The sequence below is a fragment of the Parapedobacter brassicae genome (assembly GCF_051400755.1).
Taxonomy (GTDB): Bacteria; Bacteroidota; Bacteroidia; order Sphingobacteriales; family Sphingobacteriaceae; genus Parapedobacter.
The window spans coordinates 355711-382127 of the sequence record NZ_JBLFFL010000001.1 but is presented as its reverse complement, the minus strand read 5'-3'; the positions used below and the strand labels follow the sequence as shown (position 1 = coordinate 382127).

Here is a 26417-nt window from a genome sequence, read left to right as displayed (position 1 = left end):
AAAGTCATGAAAAGAACGTATACACCGCATGGCATCGCACTGATGCTATTTTTATTGCTGTTTTTATCGACGGCGATTGCCCAAAACAGCCTAACCTACCAAGCGCCACCCGAGAGTATCCGCGAACTGGTGGATGCACCGACGACGCCTTCGGTCGTGTTTACCAAAAGTAGGGACAAGATGCTGTTGCTCGATCGTCCGGACTATCCGACGATAGCCGATATTTCCCAGCCGGTGTTGGGGTTGGCGGGCTTGCGGCTCAATCCGGCCAACAATGCCGGTGAGGGCAGTGGATTTACCGCCATCGTGGTAAAGGATGTAAAAACCGGTCGGGAGAATCCGATCGCGGGGTTACCTGCCGAGGCACGCATCGGCAACGTGACGCTGAGTCCCGATGAGAAATGGATCGCCTTCAGCAACAGCACTTCCACTACGGTGGAACTCTGGCTGGCCGATATGCAGCAATTCAGCGCCAGAAAACTGGTCGAAAAACCGTTGAACGATGCATTCGGCTCTACGCTTTCCTGGACACCCGACGGGGAACGGATATTGGCCAAGTTTGTCCCAGAAGGAAGGGGTGAACTGCCCAAAGCCAATGAAGTGCCTACAGGCCCTGTCGTGCAGGAAAACTTAGGCAAGGAAGCGCCTTCACGTACCTACCAGAATCTGCTCGAAAACCCATACGACGAAACGTTGTTTGACTACTTCATGACGGCTCAGCTGGGTTTGGTAGACCTTCAAGGCGGCATCACTACCATCGGCACGCCGGGGATTTACCGCTCCCTGCGCTACTCCCCGGACGGGAGTTACCTCCTGGTACAACGTGTAGAGCACCCTTATTCCTACTTGGTGCCGGTATTCTCCTTCCCTTACCATGTATTGGTTTGGGACAGCAAGGGCACCGAAGTAAAAAAATTGTATGAGGCGCCGCTGGCCGACAATGTGCCCATCGGTTTTGACAACGTGACGCCCGGACCCCGGGGATATGACTGGCGCCCGGATAAACCGGCGACCTTGTATTGGGCGGAAGCATTGGATGGGGGGATTGCACGGAAAGAAGTTGACCAGCGCGATGCGGTGTACCAGCTGGACGCCCCCTTTGCAGCCGAGCCCACCAAGCTGATCAGCACCACACTGCGGTATGGGGGGATTACCTGGGCAGACAAGGACTATGCGATATTGAGCGAACGGTGGCGGCAGACCCGGGCGGAAAAGATGACCCTGTTTGATTCCAATAGCGGGGATACGATCAAAACCATTGCCGACCGTTCTTCGGAAGATACCTATACCGACCCCGGTCGCTTTGTGTACACGCCAAACGCCTATGATCACTCGGTATTGTTGTTGGATAAAGGCAAGCAGCCGACAGTTTTCACCATTTCGTCGGGGGCTTCGCCCGAGGGCGATAGGCCTTTTGTGATGCGGTGGAATCTGTTATCCGGCAAGACGGATACCTTGTTCCGCTCGCAGGCGCCGTATTACGAATCTCCGGTGTTTTTTGACAATACCGGTACGCTGATCATCTCCCGGGAGTCGCTGGAGGAAGCGCCTAATTATTACAGCGTGAACCTCAAAAATCGGTCGATGACCCCTATTACAGCCTTCCCAGATCCTTATCCTTCGCTCAAGGGCGTACAGAAGCAACAGCTCTCATATCCCCGGAACGATGGCTTGACACTCACGGGCACCCTCTATCTGCCCAAGGGGTACAAGAAAGAGGACGGACCGCTTCCGATGCTGATGTGGGCCTATCCCCGGGAATTTAAAACGGCGGCGGCGGCCAGCCAAATCAAGGGGTCGCCTTATCGTTTCACCCGGATCTCCTGGGGTTCGCCCATCTATTGGGTCACCCGCGGATATGCAGTGCTTGACAATGCCGACATGCCCATTGTGGGCGAGGGCGACGAAGAGCCCAACGATACGTTCGTGCCCCAATTACAGGCCAACGCGGAAGCGGCCATTAACTACGTGGCCGGTCTCGGTGTTGCAGATCCCAAGCGCGTGGGCGTAGGCGGACACTCCTACGGTGCCTTCATGACCGCCAACCTGCTTGCGCATACCAACCTGTTTGCTGCGGGGCTCGCCAGAAGCGGGGCCTACAACCGTACGCTGACACCCTTTGGCTTCCAAGCCGAGCCGCGCACGTATTGGCAGGCGCCCGAGGTTTACTATCAGATGTCGCCGTTCAGCTTCGCCGATAAAATCAAAACCCCGATCTTGCTTATCCACGGCATGGACGATGACAATTCAGGAACATTTCCGATCAACAGCGAGCGCCTATATGCCGCTATCAAAGGGCATGGCGGGACCATCCGGTTGGTTTTCCTTCCCAAAGAATTGCACGGCTACCGCGCCAAAGAATCTGTTTATCACACCCTGTGGGAGATGGATCAATGGCTGGAGAAGTATGTGAAGAATAAGGCGGATTAACGTTATTACCGCTTGCTGCGCCGCGCGAGGTCGATATCAGCCGATACGGATACGCCTGTGGAATAAAGTTTGAGGTTGCCATTGCCAATGCCGGTCAGCGGTACTTTTACAAAGGGCTGCACCGTAAGCGAGAATGAAGGGGTCACTTTACGTTGATAGCCGATCGACAGATTGCCGATACCCAGGATGTGGCGGTTTTCATTGCTGATCCGGTATTGTTGGGGATAACCGTGTTGGTTTTCAGGATACCGGAAGTCGTACGTTTCGCGGAGCATGATGTAGCTGGACACCCCGCCGGATACCAGCCACGCATGGTTGCTGCTCTGGCTTAATGTGTAATTGACCGTCAAGGGAATATCGATCACCCGGCAATCGGCATCGACCCACTGTGGTACATCCCCGTAAGCAGACCATCCGCCTGCTGTGCGGTAGGCGCTGAAGGGGGCTTGGTAAACCTTTTTGGCATACAGGGCACCGCTGGTGACGCTCAGCCGATTCGTGAGATGGTAGGTCGCCACTAGGCCAATGTTGCTGCTGAGCTTGCCGCTCAGGGGTTGCGTGCCTGAAAGGTCCGGAGCCGCGACGACACTCAGCGCCCAGCCGCGTTGCTGCCCAGGGGTAACGGTATCGCTATCCGGCCCTTCTTCCGTAACGGCTGGACGAGCAGCGGTATAGGCATCCGGAGGTATCCGGATGGTGCTTCGGGGAATATCTCCATAGCGGGCAGGCGGCGGCGTGCCCAGTGTAGGTTTGACGCCGGATACGGGAGAGAAAACCGTCGTTCTCCACGCGTTGTCAGGGGTCGTAAAGTTGCGATCCGGCGTGCGGACCGCGACATTCGGTTCATGATCCTCGTTCGGCGGATCACTTTCGTTCACCGGATCACCTTCATTTGCCTGATCACCGCCGGTTATCGAAACGCTGCGCCCTTCGTCCGGCGCCCCACGCTGCGTACCCTCGTTTACCGCATCTACCACCCGCCGATCCTCGGGCATCCGACCGTTATCGAACAGCAAGATTGCGGCAAGAATGATCGCGGCAGCTGCCCCGCTTCCGATCCAGATCAGCAGCGGCAGCGGGCGCTTCTTGCGGCCGTGCAACTTCCGGGACAGCGCCTTCCAATCCTGCTCCTCGAAGGGGATGTGCGGGTCGGCGAGTCCGTCGCTGAAAAGGTTATCGATGGGGTGTTTATCTTCCATTATTGATTTTCTTTGATTCCATCATTTGCGCCTGGTTTGTTTTTGGTGCCGGGTCATATGTTTTTTTACCTCGTTCATTAAGCAGCTCCTGAAGCCTTTTGCGCGCCTTATGCAGGTTCGATTTGGAGGTATTCACTGTAATGCCCAGCAGTTCTGCTATCTCATGATGGTTATAACCGTCTATGGCATACAGGTTGAATACGGCTTGGTAGGCCGGGCTGAGCGACCGCACGAGCAGCAATAAGTCATCATAAGCCAATTTGCCATAGACACTTGCCTCATTACTGATCTGTTCATGGTCTTCCACATCTTCCTGCTGCCCAAATTTGAGGTTTGCACGGTAATAGTCGATGGCGGTATTGGTCGCGATTTTCCCTACCCACGATTTAAACGGCTTTGAGGCGTCATACTTTTCGATATGGCTGAATACTTTCAGGAAACTTTCGCTCAGGATGTCCGATGCTTCGTCCGACGTTTGTGCATAGCGCCTGCATATTCCCATAGCGTAGCTATAGAAATGCTTGAACAAAGCATATTGACTTTCCTTATCGTGTTTCAGGCATCCGGCAATATACTTTTGTACTTCTTCTTCATTAAGCGTCGGCAAGCGTTTCTTGTTATATAACAACTAATATTACGAAGAAATACGACCAAAGGTTGCCTTTGAGAAATATTTTTTTTATCCGGTCGACCAAGGCAACCCATCGCCTTTTTTTTACGTAATCCCCATGAACGACTTACCAAAAACAACGAAGATGAGCATTCTTTCTACTGGACGAATAGGATGGGCAACCGCAGCGGTTTGCTTATTCACCTTGGCTTGCAACGATGACGAGCCCCAACCGGAACCCGAAACGGCCGGTATCCGCTTACAAACCCATGCAACCTACGGGCAGGTGCTGACCGACGGAGAAGGGCACGCACTTTACTTCTTCGCGCGCGATGCCGACGGCAATTCGGCATGTACCGGCAATTGCTTGTCGCTGTGGCCCGTATACCATAGCGATGCGCCTGCGGAAGGCATCGACAGCGAAGATGTGGGTACCATTACTTGGGAGGATGGCACGATGCAAAGCACCTATAAAGGTTGGCCCCTGTATTACTATTCGGGCGATGGTGGTACACCGGGTGAAGTCACGGGTGACGGCGTGGGAGGGAACTGGTTTGTGGCCAAACCGGATTATTCGGTGATGCTCGTGCGGCACCAGCTGGTGGGCGGTGATGGAACGGCCTATAAAGCCGATCTGACGCCGGGTGAAGAGCTGACACCATACCTCGTCGATGCGTATGGGCGCACGTTATATGGATTCCGGAACGATCGGTATAACATCAACAATTTCACGAACCCCGACTTCAGCAATAACGGCGTATGGCCGATATATGAGTCTGGTCCTCAATCCGTGCCCTCAATAATCGACGCGGACGACCTGGCCGAGATCACGATGCATGGCCGCACCCAATTGACCTACAAAGGCTGGCCGCTTTACTATTTCGGGCAGGATGCCGTTCGCGGCGAAACCAAGGGGATCGATTTTCCGGCAGTAGGCGTTTGGCCCGTGCTCGGTCCGGACGCACCAGAAGCCCCCGCACCTTAGTCGGCGGAAGGCTATTTTTTGCACAATTACTAACTATTAACGAATAACGACATGAAACGACACGTATGGAAAACAATGTTGCTCGGCACGCTGGTGCTTGCTTTTGGCGGATGCGGAAAAGATGACGACCCGGCTCCGGAACCACCCGACGGAGATGAAGTAACGGTGGACAATGTGACCTATACCAATTTTGTGGACGGACTGTTCCAAACTCGGTGCAGCAGCTGCCATACCGGCTCCGGAGCCGGTACGTCGCAATGGGTCTTTTCGGGGTATGGTTCCGTGAGAGACAACCTGGCGCGCATCAACGATGCGGTGGTGGTCCGCCGGATCATGCCCCAGAACGGAAGCTTATCTGCCCGCGAACTGCAATTGCTGGCGGCATGGGTTGAAAAGGGAGCGCCGCAATGAAAAGACATCTGGTTTGGTTTTTCGTGATGTTCCTGTGCTTCCGTGCGGAGGCACAGGACATCTTGGTCGATCGGCAGAGCCGCATCTCCTTTTTTTCGGAAGCACCCCTGGAAAACATCGCCGCCGTCACGCAAAAGGCCAGTTCGGCTCTCCAGACCAAAACCAATGAAATCGCCTTTAAGGTGCCCATCAAATCGTTTGTATTTGAGAAACGGCTGATGCAGGAACACTTCAACGAAAACTACCTGGAGAGCGACAAATTTCCCGAGGCCGTGTACAGTGGCAAGATCAACGAATCCGTCGACTGGGGCGCCGACGGCACCCACCGGGTGACCGTGGCCGGGCAGTTGACCATACACGGTGTGAAGAAGCCTTATACCACCCAGGCCACTATTAAAATCGCCGGAACAACAGTATCTGCCCATGCCAAATTCAAGGTGCGACTGGCCGATCATGATGTCAAGATACCGCGCGTGGTCATCAAGAATATTGCGGAGGTGGTGGACGTAGAAGTTTCTTCAACCTATCAGCGGCAGTAAACCAGTATCTTATGTGTATAGCAATAATTAGTAAATATCCGATCCTGACGTTTGCGGCGATATTGGCCGCATGCGGTTCCCTATCGGCGCAGACCGATTTAGAAGCCGCTTTGGCTGGCGATAGTACCCACAAGCGCGAAGCCGTGGAAGCGACGTTTAAAACCACGCGCATCATCAACAGCCAATCCACCGAAACCATTCACAAGCGTGAGCTCGATTTCAAGGTCGACCACCGCTTTGGTGACATCGCGGGGGCCAATGGCGGCGCCAAGAATTTCTTTGGGCTGGACAACTCCACCGACATCCGGATCGGTTTTGAGTATGGCCTTACGGACGATTTGAATGTAGGGATCGCGCGGGCCAAGGGCACTACCCGGGTGACGCAGCTATATGAGGCCAATGTGAAGTATCGGTTCCTGCGGCAGACGGTGGACGGAAAGATTCCGCTGTCGATGACGCTATATACCAGCGTGGTCATCCCCGGAGTGGGGGCGGACCAGGAGAATGATGATGAGGCGATATCCTACCGGCAGTTTTCGGACCGGTTCAATGCCGCTGTGCAGCTCATCCTCGCCCGTAAATTCGGCGACCGACTGTCTGTGGCGGTGCATCCTACATACATTCGCCGGAATACGACGGCCTATTACGATGATCAAGAAGACCTGTTTGCTGTGGGGATAGGGGGAAGGTTGAAGGTGAGCAGGCGTATGGCGCTAGTGATGGATTATTTTCTGCCATTCCGCACGACGGCAAGCAAGGAGCGGTATGCAGATGCCATCACAGCGTTATACAATCCCTTGGGGGTGGGCTTGGAGATCGAAACGGGCGGTCATGTATTCAACCTCAATTTTACCAACGCCACCGCTATCCAGGAGATACAGTATATCCCGGAAACTACCTCATCATGGGGCAAGGGGCAGTTCAGGTGGGGGTTTACGATTTCGAGACGGTTTACATTGTGATTCAGGCGATTGCTCGACAACTGGAATCGGTTCGCGTTGCTCCCAATTCCTAGGTTGTCTCTGCAACCGCCTGAATCACGGTAGCGGTATCCCCCAGGCCTGGCCGGCTCCAGCGATAATATAGGGCTGTCCGCTGTTGAATGCTCGCAGAGATCCCCGTATTGCTGAAAATGCCGCCTTAGCCAGCTGCGGTACGCAATGGGATGCACTACCGACCGTAGCAGCTGGGTACAGCGGCGATTTTTGGGTACTTTTGATCGCAAAAGTACCAAGCCTAGTCGCGGCGAGCGACCAATAATGTCGTATCTTTGAGTATTATGATAGGACTGAGGTTGCTTGACGTCTTTTTTTCGCTGTTGCATCTGGTAATCATTGGCTTCAACCTGCTGGGATGGATATGGCCGTCCACGCGTAGGTTACACCTATACAGCGTATTGCTTACGGCGGCTTCGTGGCTGTTACTCGGCATATGGTTTGGGATCGGTTATTGCCCCATCACGGACTGGCAATGGCAGGTAAAAGCTGAATTAGGGGAAGAAAACCTTCCCAATTCATTTATTAAGTACCAGGCAGATCACCTGACGGGCGCTGACATCAGCGCGTCCACGATTGATATGGTGACAGCCGTGAGTTTTGCAGCCGTTGCGCTGCTTTCTGTCTATCTGAACATAATAAGATGGAAAAAGCAGCAATAACCGGCGTTTGCCCCGCGTCTTATTGCCTTTTGATTACAGCCCGTATCACCGTGTAGATGCTGATGCATACGCCAAAGAAGGCAAACAGTGCGGTCCACAGCGGTGTCGCCGCATGGCGTGATTCATCGATGCGGTGACCAATGTACGTGAATACACCGATAATGGCAATCATCTGGAATCCTACGCCGCTCAAATAGGCATATTTACCCAGCGCGTTATTCGGTGAGCGCTTGGGGTTTTTCATAGGTGATAAGCTTCACTTCGGGCAGGTGGCTGGGCAAACTCAGGCTTTTGTTGGTGGTGCACCTGCCGTTGATGGAGGCGCCGTCTTCAACGATGAAACGGGTGGCTTCGATGTCGCCTTTGATCGAGGCCGAACGGTTGAGCTGCAGCATTTCTTTGGCAACAATCTGTCCGAGGACGGTTCCCGAGATCTCGCCGGAATAGCAGTTGATGTTGCCTTTGATGTCGCCGCTTTCGCCGATGACCAATTTGGCGGTGCAACTGACATTGCCGAGGATTTGGCCATCGATGCGCAGGTCGCCGGAGGTGCTGATGTCGCCTGTGATTTCCGTTCCATAGGCGATCAGATTGAAGCCGTTTTCCCGTTGTTCCTGTAGTTTTTCGGTTTTTTTGTTTACAAACATGTCGGTACTGCTTAGGTATAACGTAGGGTGTTTTTCAAAAGGTATTTTCAAAAAGCAACGTAATCTGTGGGATTTACAGGACTGCCGTTGTACCACAGCTCGAAATGGAGGTGCGGACCGGTACTCAACTCTCCTGTGTCGCCCGCGAAGGCGACAACTTCCCCACCACGTACAAAGCTACCAACTTTTTTGATAATTGACGCGCAATGTTTGTAAAGCGATAACAAATTATTGCCGTGTTGCAGGATCACAACATACCCGGTTTCAGGTGTATAGGAGGCAAACACCACGTGCCCGCTCAACGTGGCGCGCACCGGTTCGTTTTGCTTCACAGCGATGTCTACCGCATAATGTTCTTCGCGGGCACTGAAATGCGAACTGATGATGCCTTCAATCGGGCTATAGAACGTGTAAGACGAAATGCCCGTGCGGGTACTGCCCTGATTTTCGGACAGGTCATACGGTGCGCCGGATTCGACCAACTCGCGGAGGGCCAGTTCATCCGCCGAGAGTCCGGTATCCGAAACCGATGCGGATTCCGATGCCGTGTTTTCTTCGGCGGCCCGTTGCCTGGCGGCTTCTTCCAGGGTCTCCCCTGCCTGTCCAGTGATGACCTGCCGGAGATTGTTGAGGTAGACCTCGTGGGCCTGTGCTACCTGCTCCATGGAGTCGATCCGCGCGTAGGCTTCGACGAGCTGGATGCGGTCGTACCGGCTTAGGGAGTTGCCGATGACGTACTCGCGCAAGGAGGTAGACCGGATAAGCACGACCGTCAACATTACCAGCACCACCGCAGCGGAGACCGTTCCGGTCATCCAATACCAAAGCTTGCCGGTGAAAGCGGCTTTCTCCTCGAAGGTGTCTTCGTGAAGAATAATCACCTTATAGCGGGCATTGAGCGCCTTTGAAAGTTTGTTTTGCTGTTTAGCCAACGTGTTCCTCCTTTCCATGCGAGGTATCAAAATAAATGATATTTTTGCAGGTGTATTCCCCAGCAAAGATATTTATTTTATATTGGGCATTCACTAAGAAATCGCGGTATTGAAACGTGACATTCATATCCCTCCGTTCTTTCGCTTCATGCTTTTGGCATTGATGGCGGGCACGATTGCCGCTTGTGCGGCAAACAAAAAGCAAGAAGGTGAAGCGAACTACGATATGATGGAAAACCTGACGGCCCGTTACAATATCGTTTATCATGGCCGCAAGATCATCGCGGATGCCGAGCGCGAGAATTTTGAGGCCCATCGAGACAATTATCAGCAACTGCTTCCCGTGCTGGTGGAGCCTACGGAGACCAGCGCTTCGTCCAATACCCCATTGATGGATTCGGTGATCGGCAAGGCATTGGACATCATCAATAAGAAAACCAAGAGCAAATACATTAACGAAGCGTACCTATTGACCGGTAAAGCGAATTACCTGAAAGGGAATTATTATAATGCGGTGGAGTTTTTCACCTACTTAGCCAACACCTTTGCCGACATGCCTGCATACCGGCAAGCGGCATTGGTATGGAAGGCGCGTTCGCTGATGCAGCTGGGCAATCTTACCGAAGCGGGACTGGTATTGGACACGGCATTCACGGGTTTGGAGTCGGAAAAGCAGTCCGCCGGACTGGCCTTTGCCGCGCAGGCGAAGCATTACCTCCTGATGCATGACGAGGAATCGGCGATTACGATGCTGCTGCAAGCCATCGACCATACCAAGCATAGACCCGCTCGGTTGCGGTGGCATTTCCTGCTGGGGCAGCTGCTTCAGAAAAACGGGCGCACGGAAGAGGCATATGACCACTACAGCCGTGTGGTGAGGAGCAATGCGCCCTATGAGATGTCATTCCACGCAGGGCTGAACCGGGTGTTTTTGGCAACGGCGGAGAACCCCTCGGGGGCAGACCGCATCGGCCTCCTCCGCCGCATGCTCCGCGATGGGAAAAATAAGGATTTTAAAGACCAGATCTATTTCCATATCGCCGAGGTGTTTTATGCGGACAGTCAGTTGTCGGAAGCGTTGGCCAACTACGATTTGGCCCTGCGGCAGCAAGGCGCCAACCGGTACCAGACGGCACTGACCTACTTGAAAATAGCCGATCATTATTTCGGAGAAGCGGACTATCAAACGGCAAAGCTTTACTATGACAGCGTGGGAATGACGCTGCCGCCCGATTTTCCCGATGCGGGGGCCGTACAGCGCAAAATCGCCAATTTGGATGACCTGATTGCACAGCTGCAAGTGGTGGCGCACCAGGATAGCTTGCAATACCTGGCCGGACTTGGTGAGGCCCAGCGTGAAACGGAAGTCGACAGCATCGTTGCCCGCACGTATGCCCAGGTATTTGCAGCCAAGGAGAAAAAACAGCAATCCGCCAGCAGATCTGCCCAGCGTTCATCATTCGATGATTTTTTGCCGCAGCCTACGGAGACGCTTACCGACAACCGATTTTATTTCAACAATCCGGATGCCATGGGCATGGGGCAGGCCGAGTTCAGGCGCCGGTGGGGCAACCGCCAGCTCCGTGACAATTGGCGGTTTACTGATATGGCGGGTGCACAGGCAACTGCCGATACCGTGGCGGTTGCCGGAGCATCGGTTGCCCAACAGCCAGACAGCATCGCGCCGGATAGCGCATCATGGGCACAGCAGTTCCGGGAGCACTATTTAAGCGAATTGCCGGATACCGAAGCAGAACTGGCGGCTTCGCACAGCCAAATCCATGAGGCGCTGATCCGCATCGGGAATATGTACCGCGATGAGCTCCGCGATAATCCAGCGGCCGCCAAGACCTATGAGGCGTTGTTGGCGCGGTATCCCGACACGAAAGATGCCGCGCTGATGTATTACAACCTCTATCGGCTGTACGTCGATGTGAATGAAGAGCGGGCGGCACATTACCGCGAGCTATTGCTGCGCGAACACCCGGATGCACTTTATAGCCGGGTCATCCTCGATCCGGCATACTTAGCCAAGCTTGAGGAGCAGAAGCAGGTGCTGGATCAGGCTTACGAAAAGGTGTATATGCAATATACGCGACAGCAGTATCCGGAGGTGATCGCCGCCGTGACGCACATCCTCAGCGAGGGGCAGGGCCGGGCGCAGACACTGAGCCAGCTGGCCTATCTGCGGGCGCTCGCATGGGGCAGGACATCTACGCTGGACACTTTCGAACAGGCGCTGTTGCAGATCACGAAGGACTTTCCCGAGGATAGCTTGATCACGCCGTTGGCGAACCAGCACCTGGCCTATATCGCCGCCAATCGGGATTCCCTGGCTACCCGGATGTATGCCCTGCAGGCGATGGACGAAAACAGAGCACGTTTTGTCGATGAACCGACGATGACGCTGTGGCCGCAACTGGTCATCAACCGCGGCGCGGAGCCACCGCGGCCGCGCCGGCAATTGGCCGTCGGCGCCGCCGGGCAGACGGGTATTCAGGGAGGGCGTGCCCTGGGCAATGTGCAGGATTTGGCAGGACAGCAGCTCGCCGGGATCGCCGAAGTTGGCGAAATCGGCCCCAATGTCTACCGTGACCTGGAACTGCTTCCCGATTCGGCGACTTACTATGTGGTCGTCAATGTGATGAATGGGCGCGTTAACCTGGCGCCTTCCCGATTCGGCATCGGGCAGTTCAACCGCACCCGGTATACGGGGAGCGGTATTAGTCACCAGCTCAAGATGGTGGCTGATGAGGCGCAATTGGTATACATCGGACCGTTCGATAATTATGACGATGCCCGGCGCTACGAGGAGGGCATATTGCCGCTGTTACCCGACATTATGAAGATACCGGCGGACCTCTATAACACATTTGTGATCACCGAAACTAATTTTGGCACGTTATCTGATTTTGATAAAGTAGACGACTACTATGCCATTTATCAGGAACAGCGCGACCGGAGCAGGGAGTAGGGAATAAGGACGACAATGAAAAAACAGACAACGAAGAATACGACATTAACAAAAGAAGAAATCAACCGATATACCAGCAAATTTTGGAAGATTCTACTTGGCCTGATCCTATTGGGCTTTTTATTCATTTTCAGTGTCGGAATGGGGCTTTTCGGAAAACTACCGACCTTCCGCGACCTGGAAAACCCCAAAAGCAACCTGGCATCGGAGGTGATCGCTGATGACGGCGTGGTATTGGGCACCTATTTTGTACAAAATCGCTCCAATGTGCGGTATGACGAATTGTCGCCTCATTTGGTGCAGGCGCTTATTGCGACCGAAGATAAACGTTTCCACCGGCACTCGGGCATCGATTACCGGCGTACGTTCACGATCATTTTCTATAACTTGATCGGGAACCGTCAGGGGGCGAGTACCATCACCCAGCAGCTGGCGCTCAACCTGTTTTCCGAAGGGCGCGCACGCAATACCGGCAAGCGAGTTATCCAGAAATTCCAGGAATGGATCACGGCCGTGCGCTTAGAGCGCAACTACACCAAAGAGGAGATTATCACGATGTATTTTAATACGGTCGATTTCGGTGCTTATAATACGTATGGCATTAAATCGGCTGCGCGCACGTATTTCAACACCACGCCGGATAAGCTGAATGTACAGCAGGCGGCCCTGCTGGTGGGCATGCTCAAAGGTCCGGGCATTTACTCCCCCGTGCGTTATCCGCAGAATGCCATCCGGCGCCGCAATCAGGTGATCGATAACATGCGGAGGGAAGGCTTTATCACCCGTGAGGAATCGGAAAAACTGATGAAGACGCCGTTGGTGAAGGATATGCGCTTCATATCGGATTACGGCGAGGGGCTTGCACCTTATTTCCGGGCCGTATTGAAGCGCGAAATCCAGCAGCAGTTTGCCGAATTGTCGATCACCAAGGCCGACGGTACGCCATGGGACCTGGACCGGGACGGGCTGCGGATCTATACGACCATCAACTCGAAGATGCAGCGCTATGCCGAAGAGGCGCAAAAAGAATGGATGAAAACCATTCAAGCTAACTTCGACAAGCAATGGAAAAGCCGCGATCCATTCCGCGGCGACAAGGCCAAGTTGCTGGAGACGGGCATGAAGCGCTCAGACCGCTACCGGGTGCTCAAGCAGGCTGGCAAAACGGCGGAAGAGATCCAGAAGGACTTCAATACGCCGGTACCGATGACCATTTTTACCTGGCAGGGAAACCGGGATACCACCATGACGCCGATGGATTCCATCCGCTACAACAAGCTGATCCTACGGAACTCCTTCATGTCCATGGAGCCGCATACAGGCTATGTGCGCGCATGGGTAGGGGGCATCAATTTCGAACATTACAAATACGATCAGGTCAAGATGGGTACCCGGCAGGTCGGATCGACGGCCAAGCCGTTTACCTATGCCGCCGCCATCGACAATGGCTACTCACCATGCCTGCAGGTGCCGAACGTGCCGCTGACGGTGGGCAGCGGCCAGTATGCCTGGTCACCCCGCGGCGAATCGATCGGCAGTCCGATCACCCTGCGCCGGGCGCTGGCCAATTCACAGAACTTTGCCACGGCCTATATGATCGACGAAGTAGGCGCGAGGCCCGTGGCCACACTCACCAAGAAGATGGGTATTACCTCCGAGGTGCCGGAATATCCATCCATTGCGCTGGGGGCTTACGAAGCCTCGGTATACGACATGGTGGGAGCCTATTCCGCCTTTGTCAATCATGGCGTATGGGTAGAACCGACCTACATCTTGCGTATCGAGGATAAAAACGGCATGCCCATCTACGAGAAAGCACCCCGGGTGACCAAGGTATTGAACAGCGAAAGCGCCTACATCATGGTGGATATGCTCAAGAGTGTAGTGGATGGAGGATCCGGCGGACGCATACGGTTCCGGTATAACCTCACCAATCCCATCGGCGGTAAAACCGGTACCACCAACGACAATGCGGACGCTTGGTTCATCGGCATTACCCCCGAGCTGGTCAGCGGCGTATGGACAGGCGCCGAAGACCGCGGTATCAGCTTCTATTCGATGGCCGAAGGTCAAGGCGCGCAAGCAGCCTTGCCGGTATTCGCATTGTATATGCAGAAAGTATATGCCGATGCGTCCCTGAAATATTCGAAAGGTGATTTTCCCTTGCCGGAGGGCGGTCTTACACGCGAATTGGATTGCAGTAAATATCAGCAGTTCTACGGGGAGGAAGAAGAAAAGCTTGATGATCGGCTTGGGTTTTGATTGAAAATGACCGAGTTTGACTACCGTAAGGCGCTTGAAGCGATACCGCATCGTCCGGGGGTGTACCAGTACTGGGACGCGGAAGGGACGCTCATGTACATCGGCAAGGCCAAGGACCTCAAGAACCGGGTAAGCTCCTATTTCGTCAAAACCAACCTGCTCAACGGTAAAACCCGTGTGCTGGTGCGCAAGATCAACCGCATCACGTTTACCCTCGTCGATACGGAAATCGATGCCTGGCTGCTGGAGAATAGCCTGATCAAAAAGCATCAGCCCCGGTACAACGTCATGCTCAAGGATGACAAGACCTACCCATGGATCGTGATCAAAAACGAACGCTTCCCCCGGGTCTTCCCGACCCGCAGATACATCAAGGATGGCTCGAGGTATTTTGGTCCTTATGCTTCCGTGGGCATGATGCACGCCATCATGGATACCATCCGCGAACTGTATCCATTGCGCACCTGCAACCTCGCCCTCACACCGGAAAACATCAGCAAGGGCAAATTCAAAGTCTGCCTCGAATATCAGATCGGCAATTGCAAGGGCCCTTGTGAGGGCTATCAGACGGAGGAAGACTACGAGCAGAGCCTTGATGATATCCGCGACATCCTCAATGGCAAGATTGGGGTGGTCATCCGGCGCCTGAAGGGTCAACTGGAGCGGGCGGTGGCCGACCTGAGTTTTGAATATGCCCATCACCTGAAGAACAAGCTTGACCTCCTGGACCGTTACCAGAGCAAGTCTACCGTAGTCAATTCCTCCATCACCAACGTCGATGTCTTCAGCATTGCAGCCGACCAAAGTCATGCCTTCGTCAACTACCTAAAGGTGATGAATGGCGTGATCATCCAGACCCAGACCGTTGAGCTGAAGAAACGCCTTGATGAGCCCGATGCCGAACTGCTGACCCTGGCCATTCCCGAGATCAGGAGCCGGTTCAACAGCACCTCCGGGGAAATCATTGTCCCGTTTCCCATCAACATCGAGGCAGACAACCTGAAATTCACTGTGCCCAAGCTGGGCGAAAAGAAAAACCTGCTTGACTTATCGCTCAAGAACGCCTTGTATTTCAAAAAAGAGCGGCTCAACCAGTACGAAAAGCTAAACCCTGAGCTCAAAGCCGAGCGCATCCTCACCCAGATGCAAAAAGACCTGCGGATGAACGTACTGCCGCAGCACATCGAATGTTTCGATAATTCCAATTTCCAGGGCAAATACCCCGTGTCGGCGGTGGTGGTGTTCAAGGATGCCAAGCCATCCAAGAAAGACTACCGGCATTTCAATGTCAAGACCGTAGAAGGCCCCAACGATTTCGCCACCATGGAGGAGGCGGTGCACCGGCGATACCGGCGGCTCCTGGATGAGGGGGAAACCCTCCCGCAGCTCATCATCATCGACGGGGGCAAAGGGCAACTCTCTTCGGCCCTGAAAAGCCTGAAACTATTGGGTATCGATAAACAGGTGACCGTCATCGGCATTGCCAAGCGGCTGGAAGAATTGTTTTATCCCGGTGATCAGTATCCATTGTACTTGGATAAGAAGTCCGAGACGTTGAAGGTCATCCAGCACCTGCGCGATGAAGCTCACCGGTTCGGCATTACCTTTCACCGCAAGCAGCGCAGCCTACAGACATTCCGTACCGAACTGGAGAACATCCCCGGTATCGGCAAGACCTCCGCCGAGAAACTGCTGAAGACCTTTAAATCGGTCAAAAAGATACAAGACGCGTCTGAAGACGAGCTACGGCATGTACTCAGCGATAAGCAAGTCAAGGCGGTGAGGGAGTATTTCCATGTCTCCTAAAGTATACACTTCTTAATCAACCCAACCTACAGTTTTTCAAGGTATTAGTATTAAGGCAGGCTTTTTGAATAGGTATTCCAGCTATCTGAGAATGGATGGACCTATTATTATACGACGATGAAAAGATTACTGACGATGTTAACGCTCAGCCTTACGGTGCTTTGGTTGGGATCCTGTGCCGTGCATACCGCTGGCCGAAGCGGCAAGGTGCCTCCAGGGCAAGCCAAAAAGATCACGGGAAAGAAATCTGCGCGTGAACACGCGCCAGGGCAAAAGAAGAAGAAAGCGTTTTTGTTTAACCAATACAATAAATAATAATTAACTGTAAAATGATGAAAAAGCGACATGTTTTGCCCTTGTTGGCATGGGCATGTGCCATTGGATTCTTTGGTGCATGTAGTAAAAGCGGATCTGTTGATAATGGAAGCGCCAAACTGGACCTACGGCTGACGGACGCACCGGGCGCGTTCGACGCATTGTACCTGGATATCCAAGCGGTGGAATTCCATACCAATGAAGTCGGATGGACGACCGTTGAAGCAGTTGTTCCGGGCGTTTATGATTTACTGACACTTAGGAATGGCGTGGATACCTTGATTGCCCGCGCCACGCTTCCCGCGGGAGTCCTGTCGCAGGTGCGGTTTGTATTGGGCGAAGACAATTCCATCGTGGTCGATGGAACCGAGTATCCATTGGAAGTTCCATCCGGAGAGCAGAGCGGACTGAAGTTCAACGTGCACCAAGAGCTCATACCCGATGGGTCTTACACGATTTGGGCAGACGTTGATGCGGCCCGATCCATTGTGGAAACCGGCAACGGCTCGTATATGCTGAAACCGGTGGTGCGGGTGTTCACAGAACTGACGAATGGCCGGATCCGGGGCATCGTGGAGCCGATGTCGGCCAATCCTGTCATCTATGCCATCAGCGAAACGGATACGGCCAGTGCGATCCCGAATGCGGAAGGCTTCTTTTTGTTATCCGGTTTGACCGAAGGGGACTACACCGTGATCGCCGAGCCGGATTCTACCGCGGGTTTAGCGGCGGATACGATTCCGGATGTGCCGGTTCGGTTCGGTATCATTTCAGACCTCGGAACCATTACGTTGACAGCCAATACGGGAGAATAATAATCTGATTGTCAGGCGATGGAAAGTCCCCGGATTGCTCCGGGGACTTTCCATTTTAGGTTGTACTGGCGTGCTCACATCTTGGCATCCATGAGGTTTCCGGACTCTGCCTGCGGCGCCCCCAGCTTCATCCGGATCACAAATGCGCGCTCCGCCTGCAGCGCTCTCGGCAAGCGCACATCGTAGTAAGTATGCTTGTCCAGGTCCAGCCCGATGTCCGAGTGCGTCACTTCCAGACGTTGTCCATCGGCCAGCAATTCGGCGGCGAGGGGTACCTCGGCCGATTTCTTGGGTACGGCTATGCGCACGATGTTGTTTACCGGCCGGTTGAACACGGTGAGGTAAAGGGTGTCTGCCCTCCGGGTGAAGTAGCCCAGCTTGGAAGGGGCGAGGCCGGCATGCCGTACGCCGTAGACGGCTTCCCCGTTTTCCTTCATCCATTGACCGATTTCTGTCGCCAGTTTATCCTCGCCGGGGTGCATGTTGCCCTGTCCATCGGGGCCGAAGTTGAGTACAAAATTGCCATTCATCGATACCGTATGCATGAGCATGTCGAGCAGGTCATCAGTGGTCTTGGTGTACAGACCAGACCAGTCTTTCATGTAGCCCCACCCGTTGGGCGGAATGGTCATGACCGCGTCCCAGTCGTTGCCGTCCAGCCATTCGAAGGCACCCGGCAGCTTGCGTTCCCAGCCCTGCTCGTAGTCGCCCAGCAGGCGTCCGTTGCTGTCGAAGTGGCGCTTCCCGTATTCGTCATTGCGGAAGCGCGAGCCGATGATCAATCCGGGATGTTTCTCGCGCAGCTCTTTTTCCAGCGCGTAGGTAAACTCATAAGCCTGTATCCAGGATCGATCCCATGTACCATCAAACCAGAATCCCTTGATCTTCGGATAGTTTTCCAGCAGTTCCAGCAGTTGATTGCGCGTATACTGGAGGAAGCGGTCGAACCGCTTCTTCTCCGCGTCCGTCTCCGGAGCCTTACCCATGTAGTCTGGGTTGTTCCACTCCATCACAGAGAAATATAGGTACACGTCTATCCCCGCTGCCGTATAAGCATCGACCACCTCCTTTACAATATCCTTTTGGTACGGCGACTTCGTGACGTTGTAGTCGGAATATTTCGTGGGCCAAAGCGCAAAACCATCGTGGTGTTTCGTGGTGAAGATCAGGTACCGGGCACCCATTTCTTTTGCCTGCCGGGCCCATCGTTGGGCGTCGAAATCCTTGGGGTTGAACTGCTTGTAAAGGTTATCGTAGATGGTGGTCCAGTTTTCCGGCGCATTGGGTCCCCGCCAGGCCCGTATCCACTCGGAGGCCGCCGCCCCGCTGCGGGCGCTCACGCCCTCCCACTCGTTGCCCGGGATCGCATACACCCCCCAGTGGATAAACTGCCCCAGGCCATAGCTGCGGAAGGCCTCCATCTGTGGGTCGGTGCGGTGCGGCGGCGTGAGGGGGCCATATTCGATTTCCTTCAGCTCGGTGGGTTTCTGCTTGGGGCCGGTCCATTGCGCCTCGGCACCGTGGTGCAGGGCTAGGGCAAAGACCCCCGTCAGCGTGTATGTTAAAATCGTATTCATCATTCGTTTTTTTTGATTGTCCATTGTGGGTTCAACTCATTGCTCCCAGCCCGGGTTCTGTACAAGATTCGTGTTCAACACCAAATCTTCAACTGGAATGGGGAAAAGATATTGACGGTCATCAAATATCCGCCCATCGGGCAAGGTCTGAAAATACGGCATGATGCGCCCATCTTCACTGAGGAAGACATCCTGCCCAACCCGTACAGCGGGAAATTGCTCCTGTACAAATGTGATGCCCTCAACGGGAATTTCCAGGAAGCGCCCGGCTTTCCAGCGCATGAGGTCATCCCAGCGGAAGTTTTCGAATGCAAATTCGATCCTGCGCTCCCGACGGATCTCGCGCAGGAGAGGCGAGGGCACATAGTCGCAATACTGTGTATACTGCTGGTCGAGCGTGGGGTCGGCGGCGATATTGGCAATATCAAGGGCAGGCATGCCGGTACGGGCACGGATCAAGTTGATCGTTCGGTCAATCACATCTTGCGTACCCTCGCCGAGCTCATATTTAGCTTCAGCATAGTTGAGCAACACCTCAGCATACCGGTAGACGACAGCAGCCTGCTCACCCAAGGTGACACGATCCCAATCGGCCGGATCATCCAAGAACCACTTGGCTACGCGATAGCCTGTCGGGCATTTGTTGCCGCTGAGCCCGGGGATATTGGGTTTCGGCGCATTGCCCGAGCCTGACACATGCGATGCCAGCGCATACTCCCCAAAATTGCAGATGGTCTGCGGGAGGCGAGGGTCGCGATTCTGCAATTCCACCTGGATGGAATCATCACCCAAATACAACGGGCTGCTGGAGATGGGTAGTCCGTCGATGCAGAGGTACTCATCTACCAGGCTCCGCGTAGCACCATGTTGATGACGTAGGTTTTGCGCATAGTACCGGCTGAAGGCAGCCCCGAGGTTCAACGCGGCTGAGTATTCCTTCCACAGGATGACCTCTGGATTTCCCGCATAGCTGTATTGTGCAAAGAGGCTATTGTAGTCTGAAGCTGTATCACCTGTGGAATACAGGGCATAGCCTTGCCCCATGAGGTATTCGCAGCTGGCCGCGCACTGCCGGAGCAATTCGGTGCCATCGAGACCCATCTCGGGGTGGTACTTGCGCCGGGTACCCTCATACAGGCATACCCTGGCCTTGAGGTGGTAGGCGACGTCTTTATTGATCCGGCCCGATTTTTCGGCTCCTTTGGCGGGGAGCCACTCGATGGCCTTATCTAGGGAGACCAGAATGGAATCGATCACCTCGGCCCGCGGCGTCCGTGGCGCTAGCAGCTCCGGCGAATCCGTTTGGAGCACCTTGCTGATCCAGGGGACATCGCCGAACAGCTTGACCTTCTCGAAATATTCAAACGCTTTGAAAAAATGCACCTCACCGGCGTACAGGTTTTGGACGTCTTCGGGAACATCGCCGCGCCGGTAGTTTTCCAGGAAATAATTGAGGGAGCGAACATTGCCCCAGCCCCAACCCCCGCTGCCACTGCCGCCCGAGATATGGCCGTTATATTGATTGGCGGCCACTCTCGAGTAAGCGTTCGGCGCCGCATTGTCCGTGATGACATCACCGTAGACAATAGTAGCCACATTATAGTCATAAGGTTGGACACGGCCATCCTGCCAGTCATAGCCGAATCCTTGGATGTATGTGGCGTAGAAGTTGTTGTTGAATAATTCGAGGTCTTGCTCAGACCGCCAGAAATTCTGATCGTTTACCTGATCCAGTGGGTAACGTTCGAGGAAGTCGTTATTACACGAGACGCCCATTAGCGTCGAAAGACTTATGATGAATAGCTTGAATGATTTCATTGCTGAATGTTTGATGGTTATCACTTAAAAAGTTACATGCAATCCCAGTGACAGTGACCGGAGCATCGGATAATCGGCGCTCATCATCTCGGGATCGAATACCTCGGGTACCTTGGTATATTCCCAGAGATTCAACCCCGCGGCATACAGCCGGGCCCTGCTGATGCTCGCTTTGCGGCTCAACGATTCGGGCAGTGTGTAGCCGATGGACAGGTTTTTCATCCGGATGTAGGCCGCGTTCTGTAAGTAGCGGGTTTGCGTCGTGACGTTGGTCGATTTGCCGCCATAGGCCGGGTAGAAAGCATTGGTGCGCTCGGGTGTCCACGATTGATCGTAGATTTCCCACGTGCCGACCCCGCCGTTTGTGGCACCCCAGAGTAGGTTGCTGCCGATCCAGTAATCGCGCTTGCCCACCCCTTGGAAGAACACGTTGACGTCGAAGTTTTTCCACGCAGCATTCATGTTGAGACCGAACCGGAAACGCGGCGTGGAGTTGCCGATGATGCGGCGATCACCCGGATCGGCTAGGGTACTGGCTCCGGAGCTGATCTCCTCGTCGCCATTCAGGTCCACAAAGCGGACATCGCCTGGATACCAAACGCCCGAGTTCAGCTTATTCTGACTGGGTGCGCCGTCGATTTCTTCCTGACTCTGGAAGAGGCCATAGGTTTCATACCCCCATAGCTCGCCTGCCTTTTGTCCTACATACAGCGAATTCAACAAGTTATTGGGGTTGCCGTCAAAGGAGACCACTTCACTCATGGCGTCACCCACGTTGAACGCAACATCATACCGGAATCCGTTATCAAGGGCGTCACGCCACTTTGCCTCGATCTCGAAGCCCTTGGTGCTCATAATGCCGGAGTTTCTGGTAGGCGCAGCGGCACCCAGCACGGCCGGCAATTTATCGCCAGCGATGAGAATATCCGTGGTCTTGCGGTGATACCAGTCGAATGTCACGCCGAGCCGGTTGAACAGCGTCATATCCGTCCGGAAATTGAGCGTGGTGGCCGTTTCCCAGGTCAGGTCGGCATCCACCAGTCCGGGAGGGGTGATACCCAAGGGCCGGAAATCGCTAAAAATATGCTGCACCTGGGCGATCGATCCGTAGGTGGGAATGTAAATATAGTATGATACATTCTGGTTTCCCAGACTACCGTAGGAGGCGCTGAATTTAAGATCGTTGACCACATGCTTAATGCCAGCGAAGAAGTTTTCTTCGCTAATGCGCCAACCGGCCGATACCCCCGGGAAGAGCTTGAAACGACGGTCTTTGGGAAAACGCGATGAGCCATCGTACCGCCCGTTGGACTCAAACAGGTACTTGCCCTTATAGTCATAGTTGAAGCGATAGAACCCGCTCCGGATAGCCCAATGGGATTCGGAATCATAGGCATATTCATTGCCCAGGGTCTGCTGAATGACGGGGATGCTCGGGCTCAGGATACCCTCGCCCCGTCCGCCAAGATAGTCATATACGTACCACTCCTGGCTGAAGCCAGCCAGCCCGTAAAAGTTATGCGCCTCCTTCAGCGAAAATGTATAGTCGGTATACGCGTTGATCAGGTAATGATCTGAGTCCTCCTTCCAACGTTGCACATAGGTCGGATTGGTATGCGCATTGGTGGGTGCATTCCAACGATTATCAATGCGGAGCAGCTCCGGCACGGATTGTTTACGGTTGAAGCTGTACCGTTTATAGGTAATGTCCGCCTGGATTTTCCATCCCTTGAGCGGCCGGATGATGGGAGATGCACCCAATATCATCGTTTCTTCCCGTTCGCCATTCCGGGAACCGTAGTCCATGAAAGACAGGATATTGTCCGTGTACATTTCGCCCACAGGCGAGTCGGCGGGCGTCATGATCGGCATATTGATGTTCCGGTAAGGTTCCTGCGACATAGCCCCCCACCATCCCCCTTTTCCCGCGGGGTTTACCGGTTCGGTATAAGTGGTGGTGTTGAACGAGGTGCGGTATTCCATATCGAACCAGTCGGTGACCCGCGAGTTCAGGTTGAGCAGGGCGTTGAAACGCTGGTATTTGTCGGTATTGATCTTGTATAACCCTTCCTGACCCATGTAACCCAAGGAGGCGTAGTATGACGTCTTTTCTGTACCGCCGGATAGGTTGATGTTATGCTTTTGCAACGGCGAGGCATCGCGTACCGACTCTTCGTAGGGGCGAGTATTGCCCACCCAAACAATTTCTTCTCCGTTCATGAAGTAGCTGGGATATTGGCTCGGGTTTTCCATGTGCAGGCGGATGGCTTCCAGTTTGTCATACATATCCTGCGAAGGCGTTTCGTTTCGCATCTCCACAGCTTTGATGGCCGCATCCTGAATGGTAAAGGCGTCGAGTTGATTGGGCACATGCGAGGGCCTGTTCCATTGGGCCGATCCGCTATAGGTGACCTGCGCCCGGTTGTTTTTTGTGCCCTTTTTTGTGGTCACCAGCATCACGCCGAAGGCGGCGCGGGCACCGTATATGGCGGCCGATGCGGCGTCTTTCAGTACAGACACGTTCTCGATGTCTTCGGGGTTTAGTTGGTTGATGTCCATCTCAATGCCGTCCACCAACACCAAGGGGCTGCCGTTGACCATGGCCCCACCCGAAAAGGTGGTTCCGCCCCGCACGTTCAACCCAGGTGTATAATTCGGATTCCCAGTGGGGATGGTTATGTTCAGGTTAGGAATCAACCCTTGCAGGGCCTGTCCCATGTTGGTCACGGGCCGCGCTTCCAGCTCCTTGGCCGTGATCTGGCTCACAGCGCCGGTAAGGTGGGTCTTTTTCTGCGTACCGAAACCCACCACGACCACTTCTTCGAGGCTTGCCAGATCTTCGTCGAGCACAATGTCCAGCTGGCCAGTGCCGACGGGTACTTCCTGCGTGATATAGCCGACGTAACTGAACCGCAATATTGCTGTGGCCTCGCTCACCGTCATGGCAAATTCCCCATCCTCGTTGGTCACCGCACCATTGCGTGTATCTTTTTCCGTCACGGAGACACCGGCAAGCGGTGTTCCGGTGGCATCGAGCACGCGGCCACGCACCTCCGTTTGCGTTTGGGCGAGGGGCCGCATCCGGTTGAGGACGATATTTTTGCCCACCACTTCGTAGGTGATGCGCAACGGGCCCAACACGTGTTGCAAGGCTTCTGAAAGCGTATATTCCCTGGTAGGCAATCCGGTGGACTGCTCTGCATGGATCAGCTCAGGGCTGTACACAAACGTGACACCATATGCCTTCTCCATGGTCTCCAGCAAACTGCTGATAGATTGCGTGCTTCCCGCTAGCGTGGCACTCTTTTTCAATACGCCTTGCGCACGGGTGTCGTTTGCCAAGCCTGTGGCAACCAACAGGGTTAGAAATAGTATTTGTAACGTGCTAATTCTCATGATGATTAGTAGCGTTGGTCTTTTTTTCATACTTTTGGTTGTTAGATTTTTCAAGATTTAACGGAACATCCTTTCCGCTCATCGGAACGGCCAATTCTTCACGAGCGGAAAAGGATAGTAATTCAATCGTCGGTGATGCATCAGGCATTGCCGGCGGTTTATGGGATCATCATTCAGTCATCATTTATCATAGTCATCATTTAGGAGATTCGTGTTATTATCCGCATAGAACAGGATTTTCCCGTCTACGATTTGGTAATTTGCTTCTGCGGCCTTGCTGATGAGGTCGAGCTTTTCGTACAGGTGGAGGTCGCTTAGCGAGGCGGTAATGGTGCGTTCGGTCAGGACTGCATCCTGGATGGTGATGGTCACCCGGTACCGTTGGCCAAGCGTGGCCAGTACGGTTTTCAATGGGGTCGACCGGAAATTGAACAGTTCGCCAACCGCTTCTTTGGATAGATCCGTCTCTTGGGATAGGGTTTCACGCATAAGGCGGTTTTGCGATGCATCGAACAGGGCTTCCTCGTTAGCCGCGACCGGCAACGGGGCGTTTATGTGATCGAAAGATCTTGTCAATTCCGGTTCGGCGGCACCTACTTTTTGCACCTCTACCAACCCCGTGCTCACGATGACCCGGCATTCCGTCGGTTCATCAGATGCCCGTACGCGGAAGCTGGTGCCCACCACTCGGGCAATGAGGTGATTGGTTTTAACGAAAAAGGGCTTGTTTTCCTGTGCCTGTACTTCGAAAAAGGCTTCTCCATCGAGGAAAACTTGCCGGTTTGCCGCAAACGTATAGGCGTTGTAAATGATATGTGACTTGGGGTCGAGCACCACAGTTGAATTGTCAGGCAAGAGCAGCAGTAGCGGTTTATCCGAGGTGTTGGCGATTTTTTGCTGGCTGGTATTATTGCCCACTTGCCGGTATACCAAGCCAGAACTTTCAGCCATCGTTAGGTGATTACCCACATCCGTGAACCATACGATCCCAAGCACCAAACAGGCTGCGGTCATCCACCACCAGTGGTATTGGAACAACCACTTTTTCCGTCTTGGCGATTCCGGAGCATCATCGAGTTGGGCTGTGACATGAGCGACGATGGCTTCTTGCAGGCGGCTCGGTATTTGGTTACTGGGCTTGATGTGTACGGCAAGGAGGATTTTTTTTGCTTCTTCTGCGGCTGGAATGACGGTCGGGAAACTATAGAATACCTCGTTCCAGTGATTTTCAGATGCCGGAGTAGGTGTCAATACCCAATCGACAAAGAAATCGTCTTTAAGAAAGTCATCAATTTGGTAAGATGCGTATTTTTTCACTTCTGCTCTATGTTTTTCAATATAGAGGCAAGTAAATTCAAAATCTACCCATAGCACATAAGAAAAAGCAAAAAAATATTAACTTTAAATAAAGAATGCGACTAAAAAGAAGCAGCTGAGGCTAATTAAAGCTACGATTGAATCGTAATCAATTAATTTTCGGAGGGCAAGCAGCGCATTGTGCTGCAAATTATAGCTGGATTGCCGACTGATTCCCATCAACTCGGCGATTTTATCTTGTTTCAGGTTTTCATAGAACCGTAGGTACAAGAGTTCTTTCTGACGGGGCGAAAGCTGGTCTAAGTAGGATTTTACTTTATCGCGGATGGCTCCCGGCAGCGTGGCCTCTTCCTCGAAATCGACGGCAAAAGAAAGTTCCTCTATTGGTATGTTATTCAGAGAAGCCGTCCGTTGCCATTTGGGCAGTTCGCGAATGATTTTTTGCCGCAGCGCCTTCATCAAGTAGAACTTGGCATTGGACACCTCGCTCAGGTGTTCCTTTCGGTTCCATAAGGTCAGAAAAACGTCCTGTATGCAATCCCTCACGAGCTCTTCGTCAGGTGAAAAACGCATACCGTATCCGTACAGCGGATTGCTATACCTGTTGACCAATTGGGTAAACGCAGCCACACTTCCATTTTGAATTTGGTGCCATAACATGCGGTCTTCCGGCTTGTCCTTTTCCATGTCTTACCATTTCGTCGCTACTAGGCCCTCCTTATTTGTT

General features: G+C 53.6%; 21 protein-coding genes. 11 read left to right on the top strand and 10 right to left on the bottom strand.

Translation table 11 applies throughout. The features are described from left to right. Nucleotides 1–6: 6 nt before the first annotated feature. Nucleotides 7–2430, top strand: coding sequence for a S9 family peptidase (locus ACMGDE_RS01660; protein WP_436831011.1), 2424 nt, complete (start codon nt 7–9; stop codon nt 2428–2430). Between the two features lie 5 nt (nt 2431–2435). On the opposite strand, the gene ACMGDE_RS01655 is transcribed toward ACMGDE_RS01660, so the two are convergent. Both ACMGDE_RS01655 and ACMGDE_RS01650 read right to left on the bottom strand, forming a co-directional pair. Further along, the gene (locus ACMGDE_RS01655) at nt 2436–3629 is read right to left on the bottom strand and encodes a porin family protein (protein WP_436831010.1); all 1194 of its coding nucleotides are present in this window, start codon (nt 3627–3629) and stop codon (nt 2436–2438) included. Further along, nucleotides 3619–4236: an RNA polymerase sigma factor gene (locus tag ACMGDE_RS01650; RefSeq protein WP_436831009.1), complete on the bottom strand. Its 618-nt coding sequence runs from the start codon at nt 4234–4236 to the stop codon at nt 3619–3621. The genes ACMGDE_RS01655 and ACMGDE_RS01650 overlap by 11 nt, the downstream gene beginning before the upstream one ends. Nucleotides 4237–4357: 121 nt before the next feature. Between ACMGDE_RS01650 and ACMGDE_RS01645 the strand changes: the two genes are divergently transcribed. The 5 genes from ACMGDE_RS01645 to ACMGDE_RS01625 all read left to right on the top strand — a co-directional run bounded on the left by ACMGDE_RS01645 (nt 4358) and on the right by ACMGDE_RS01625 (nt 7831). Further along, complete coding sequence (locus ACMGDE_RS01645; RefSeq protein WP_436831008.1) at nt 4358–5224, top strand: COG4315 family predicted lipoprotein; 867 nt, start codon at nt 4358–4360, stop codon at nt 5222–5224. 51 nt (nt 5225–5275) lie between these two features. Further along, nucleotides 5276–5635 (top strand): c-type cytochrome, encoded by a 360-nt coding sequence (locus ACMGDE_RS01640; RefSeq protein ID WP_436831007.1) that lies wholly within the window; start codon nt 5276–5278, stop codon nt 5633–5635. After that, nucleotides 5632–6174 carry a YceI family protein gene (locus tag ACMGDE_RS01635; RefSeq protein ID WP_436831006.1) on the top strand — a complete coding sequence of 181 codons (543 nt, stop codon included), beginning with the start codon at nt 5632–5634 and terminating at the stop codon, nt 6172–6174. The genes ACMGDE_RS01640 and ACMGDE_RS01635 overlap by 4 nt, the downstream gene beginning before the upstream one ends. An 11-nt stretch (nt 6175–6185) precedes the next feature. After that, a complete protein-coding gene (locus ACMGDE_RS01630; RefSeq protein WP_436831005.1) occupies nt 6186–7136 on the top strand; it encodes a DUF5777 family beta-barrel protein in 951 nt (316 codons plus the stop codon). 317 nt (nt 7137–7453) lie between these two features. Continuing rightward, nucleotides 7454–7831, top strand: coding sequence for a DUF2784 domain-containing protein (locus ACMGDE_RS01625; RefSeq protein WP_436831004.1), 378 nt, complete (start codon nt 7454–7456; stop codon nt 7829–7831). Between the two features lie 19 nt (nt 7832–7850). On the opposite strand, the gene ACMGDE_RS01620 is transcribed toward ACMGDE_RS01625, so the two are convergent. From ACMGDE_RS01620 to ACMGDE_RS01610, 3 genes are read right to left on the bottom strand one after another with little or no spacing between them, the layout of a single operon-like run. Beyond that, a complete protein-coding gene (locus ACMGDE_RS01620) occupies nt 7851–8075 on the bottom strand; it encodes an AtpZ/AtpI family protein (RefSeq protein ID WP_436831003.1) in 225 nt (74 codons plus the stop codon). Beyond that, nucleotides 8047–8478 carry a bactofilin family protein gene (locus tag ACMGDE_RS01615; RefSeq protein WP_436831002.1) on the bottom strand — a complete coding sequence of 144 codons (432 nt, stop codon included), beginning with the start codon at nt 8476–8478 and terminating at the stop codon, nt 8047–8049. Before ACMGDE_RS01615 ends, ACMGDE_RS01620 begins: the two co-directional genes overlap by 29 nt. A gap of 47 nt (nt 8479–8525) precedes the next feature. Next, nucleotides 8526–9428, bottom strand: a complete 903-nt coding sequence (locus tag ACMGDE_RS01610; protein WP_436831001.1) for a M23 family metallopeptidase — start codon at nt 9426–9428, stop codon at nt 8526–8528. A gap of 91 nt (nt 9429–9519) precedes the next feature. On the opposite strand from ACMGDE_RS01610, the gene porW reads away from it, so the two are divergent. The 5 genes from porW to ACMGDE_RS01585 all read left to right on the top strand — a co-directional run bounded on the left by porW (nt 9520) and on the right by ACMGDE_RS01585 (nt 17582). Next, entirely contained in the window at nt 9520–12384 is a 2865-nt protein-coding gene (porW, locus tag ACMGDE_RS01605) for a type IX secretion system periplasmic lipoprotein PorW/SprE (protein WP_436831000.1), read from the top strand. Nucleotides 12385–12399: 15 nt separating this feature from the next. After that, a complete protein-coding gene (locus tag ACMGDE_RS01600) occupies nt 12400–14646 on the top strand; it encodes a transglycosylase domain-containing protein (RefSeq protein ID WP_436830999.1) in 2247 nt (748 codons plus the stop codon). A gap of 6 nt (nt 14647–14652) precedes the next feature. Then, nucleotides 14653–16452 (top strand): excinuclease ABC subunit UvrC, encoded by a 1800-nt coding sequence (gene uvrC / locus ACMGDE_RS01595; RefSeq protein WP_436830998.1) that lies wholly within the window; start codon nt 14653–14655, stop codon nt 16450–16452. A 117-nt stretch (nt 16453–16569) separates the two neighbouring features. Beyond that, entirely contained in the window at nt 16570–16767 is a 198-nt protein-coding gene (locus ACMGDE_RS01590; RefSeq protein ID WP_436830997.1) for a quinol oxidase subunit 4, read from the top strand. A gap of 14 nt (nt 16768–16781) precedes the next feature. Next, nucleotides 16782–17582 (top strand): DUF4382 domain-containing protein, encoded by an 801-nt coding sequence (locus ACMGDE_RS01585; protein ID WP_436830996.1) that lies wholly within the window; start codon nt 16782–16784, stop codon nt 17580–17582. A 74-nt stretch (nt 17583–17656) separates the two neighbouring features. Here the strand turns inward: ACMGDE_RS01585 and ACMGDE_RS01580 are convergent, their stop codons facing one another. The 5 genes from ACMGDE_RS01580 to ACMGDE_RS01560 all read right to left on the bottom strand — a co-directional run bounded on the left by ACMGDE_RS01580 (nt 17657) and on the right by ACMGDE_RS01560 (nt 26377). After that, complete coding sequence (locus tag ACMGDE_RS01580; RefSeq protein ID WP_436830995.1) at nt 17657–19159, bottom strand: alpha-L-fucosidase; 1503 nt, start codon at nt 19157–19159, stop codon at nt 17657–17659. A 36-nt stretch (nt 19160–19195) separates the two neighbouring features. After that, nucleotides 19196–20977 carry a RagB/SusD family nutrient uptake outer membrane protein gene (locus ACMGDE_RS01575; RefSeq protein WP_436830994.1) on the bottom strand — a complete coding sequence of 594 codons (1782 nt, stop codon included), beginning with the start codon at nt 20975–20977 and terminating at the stop codon, nt 19196–19198. A 24-nt stretch (nt 20978–21001) separates the two neighbouring features. Beyond that, entirely contained in the window at nt 21002–24373 is a 3372-nt protein-coding gene (locus tag ACMGDE_RS01570; RefSeq protein WP_436830993.1) for a TonB-dependent receptor, read from the bottom strand. A 180-nt stretch (nt 24374–24553) separates the two neighbouring features. Next, complete coding sequence (locus ACMGDE_RS01565; protein ID WP_436830992.1) at nt 24554–25690, bottom strand: FecR family protein; 1137 nt, start codon at nt 25688–25690, stop codon at nt 24554–24556. An 84-nt stretch (nt 25691–25774) separates the two neighbouring features. Further along, a complete protein-coding gene (locus ACMGDE_RS01560) occupies nt 25775–26377 on the bottom strand; it encodes an RNA polymerase sigma factor (RefSeq protein ID WP_436830991.1) in 603 nt (200 codons plus the stop codon). Between the last annotated feature and the right edge of the window lie 40 nt (nt 26378–26417).

Coding starts and splice junctions, on each gene's coding strand:
- ACMGDE_RS01585 (WP_436830996.1), top strand. CDS start 16,782: ATGATGAAAAAGCGACATGTTTTGCCCTTGTTGGCATGGGCATGTGCC.
- ACMGDE_RS01630 (WP_436831005.1), top strand. CDS start 6,186: ATGTGTATAGCAATAATTAGTAAATATCCGATCCTGACGTTTGCGGCG.
- ACMGDE_RS01570 (WP_436830993.1), bottom strand. CDS start 24,373: ATGAGAATTAGCACGTTACAAATACTATTTCTAACCCTGTTGGTTGCC.
- ACMGDE_RS01580 (WP_436830995.1), bottom strand. CDS start 19,159: ATGAATACGATTTTAACATACACGCTGACGGGGGTCTTTGCCCTAGCC.
- ACMGDE_RS01635 (WP_436831006.1), top strand. CDS start 5,632: ATGAAAAGACATCTGGTTTGGTTTTTCGTGATGTTCCTGTGCTTCCGT.
- ACMGDE_RS01660 (WP_436831011.1), top strand. CDS start 7: ATGAAAAGAACGTATACACCGCATGGCATCGCACTGATGCTATTTTTA.
- uvrC (WP_436830998.1), top strand. CDS start 14,653: ATGACCGAGTTTGACTACCGTAAGGCGCTTGAAGCGATACCGCATCGT.
- ACMGDE_RS01575 (WP_436830994.1), bottom strand. CDS start 20,977: ATGAAATCATTCAAGCTATTCATCATAAGTCTTTCGACGCTAATGGGC.
- ACMGDE_RS01620 (WP_436831003.1), bottom strand. CDS start 8,075: ATGAAAAACCCCAAGCGCTCACCGAATAACGCGCTGGGTAAATATGCC.
- ACMGDE_RS01610 (WP_436831001.1), bottom strand. CDS start 9,428: ATGGAAAGGAGGAACACGTTGGCTAAACAGCAAAACAAACTTTCAAAG.
- ACMGDE_RS01655 (WP_436831010.1), bottom strand. CDS start 3,629: ATGGAAGATAAACACCCCATCGATAACCTTTTCAGCGACGGACTCGCC.
- ACMGDE_RS01645 (WP_436831008.1), top strand. CDS start 4,358: ATGAACGACTTACCAAAAACAACGAAGATGAGCATTCTTTCTACTGGA.
- ACMGDE_RS01590 (WP_436830997.1), top strand. CDS start 16,570: ATGAAAAGATTACTGACGATGTTAACGCTCAGCCTTACGGTGCTTTGG.
- ACMGDE_RS01640 (WP_436831007.1), top strand. CDS start 5,276: ATGAAACGACACGTATGGAAAACAATGTTGCTCGGCACGCTGGTGCTT.
- ACMGDE_RS01615 (WP_436831002.1), bottom strand. CDS start 8,478: ATGTTTGTAAACAAAAAAACCGAAAAACTACAGGAACAACGGGAAAAC.
- ACMGDE_RS01560 (WP_436830991.1), bottom strand. CDS start 26,377: ATGGAAAAGGACAAGCCGGAAGACCGCATGTTATGGCACCAAATTCAA.
- ACMGDE_RS01600 (WP_436830999.1), top strand. CDS start 12,400: ATGAAAAAACAGACAACGAAGAATACGACATTAACAAAAGAAGAAATC.
- ACMGDE_RS01625 (WP_436831004.1), top strand. CDS start 7,454: ATGATAGGACTGAGGTTGCTTGACGTCTTTTTTTCGCTGTTGCATCTG.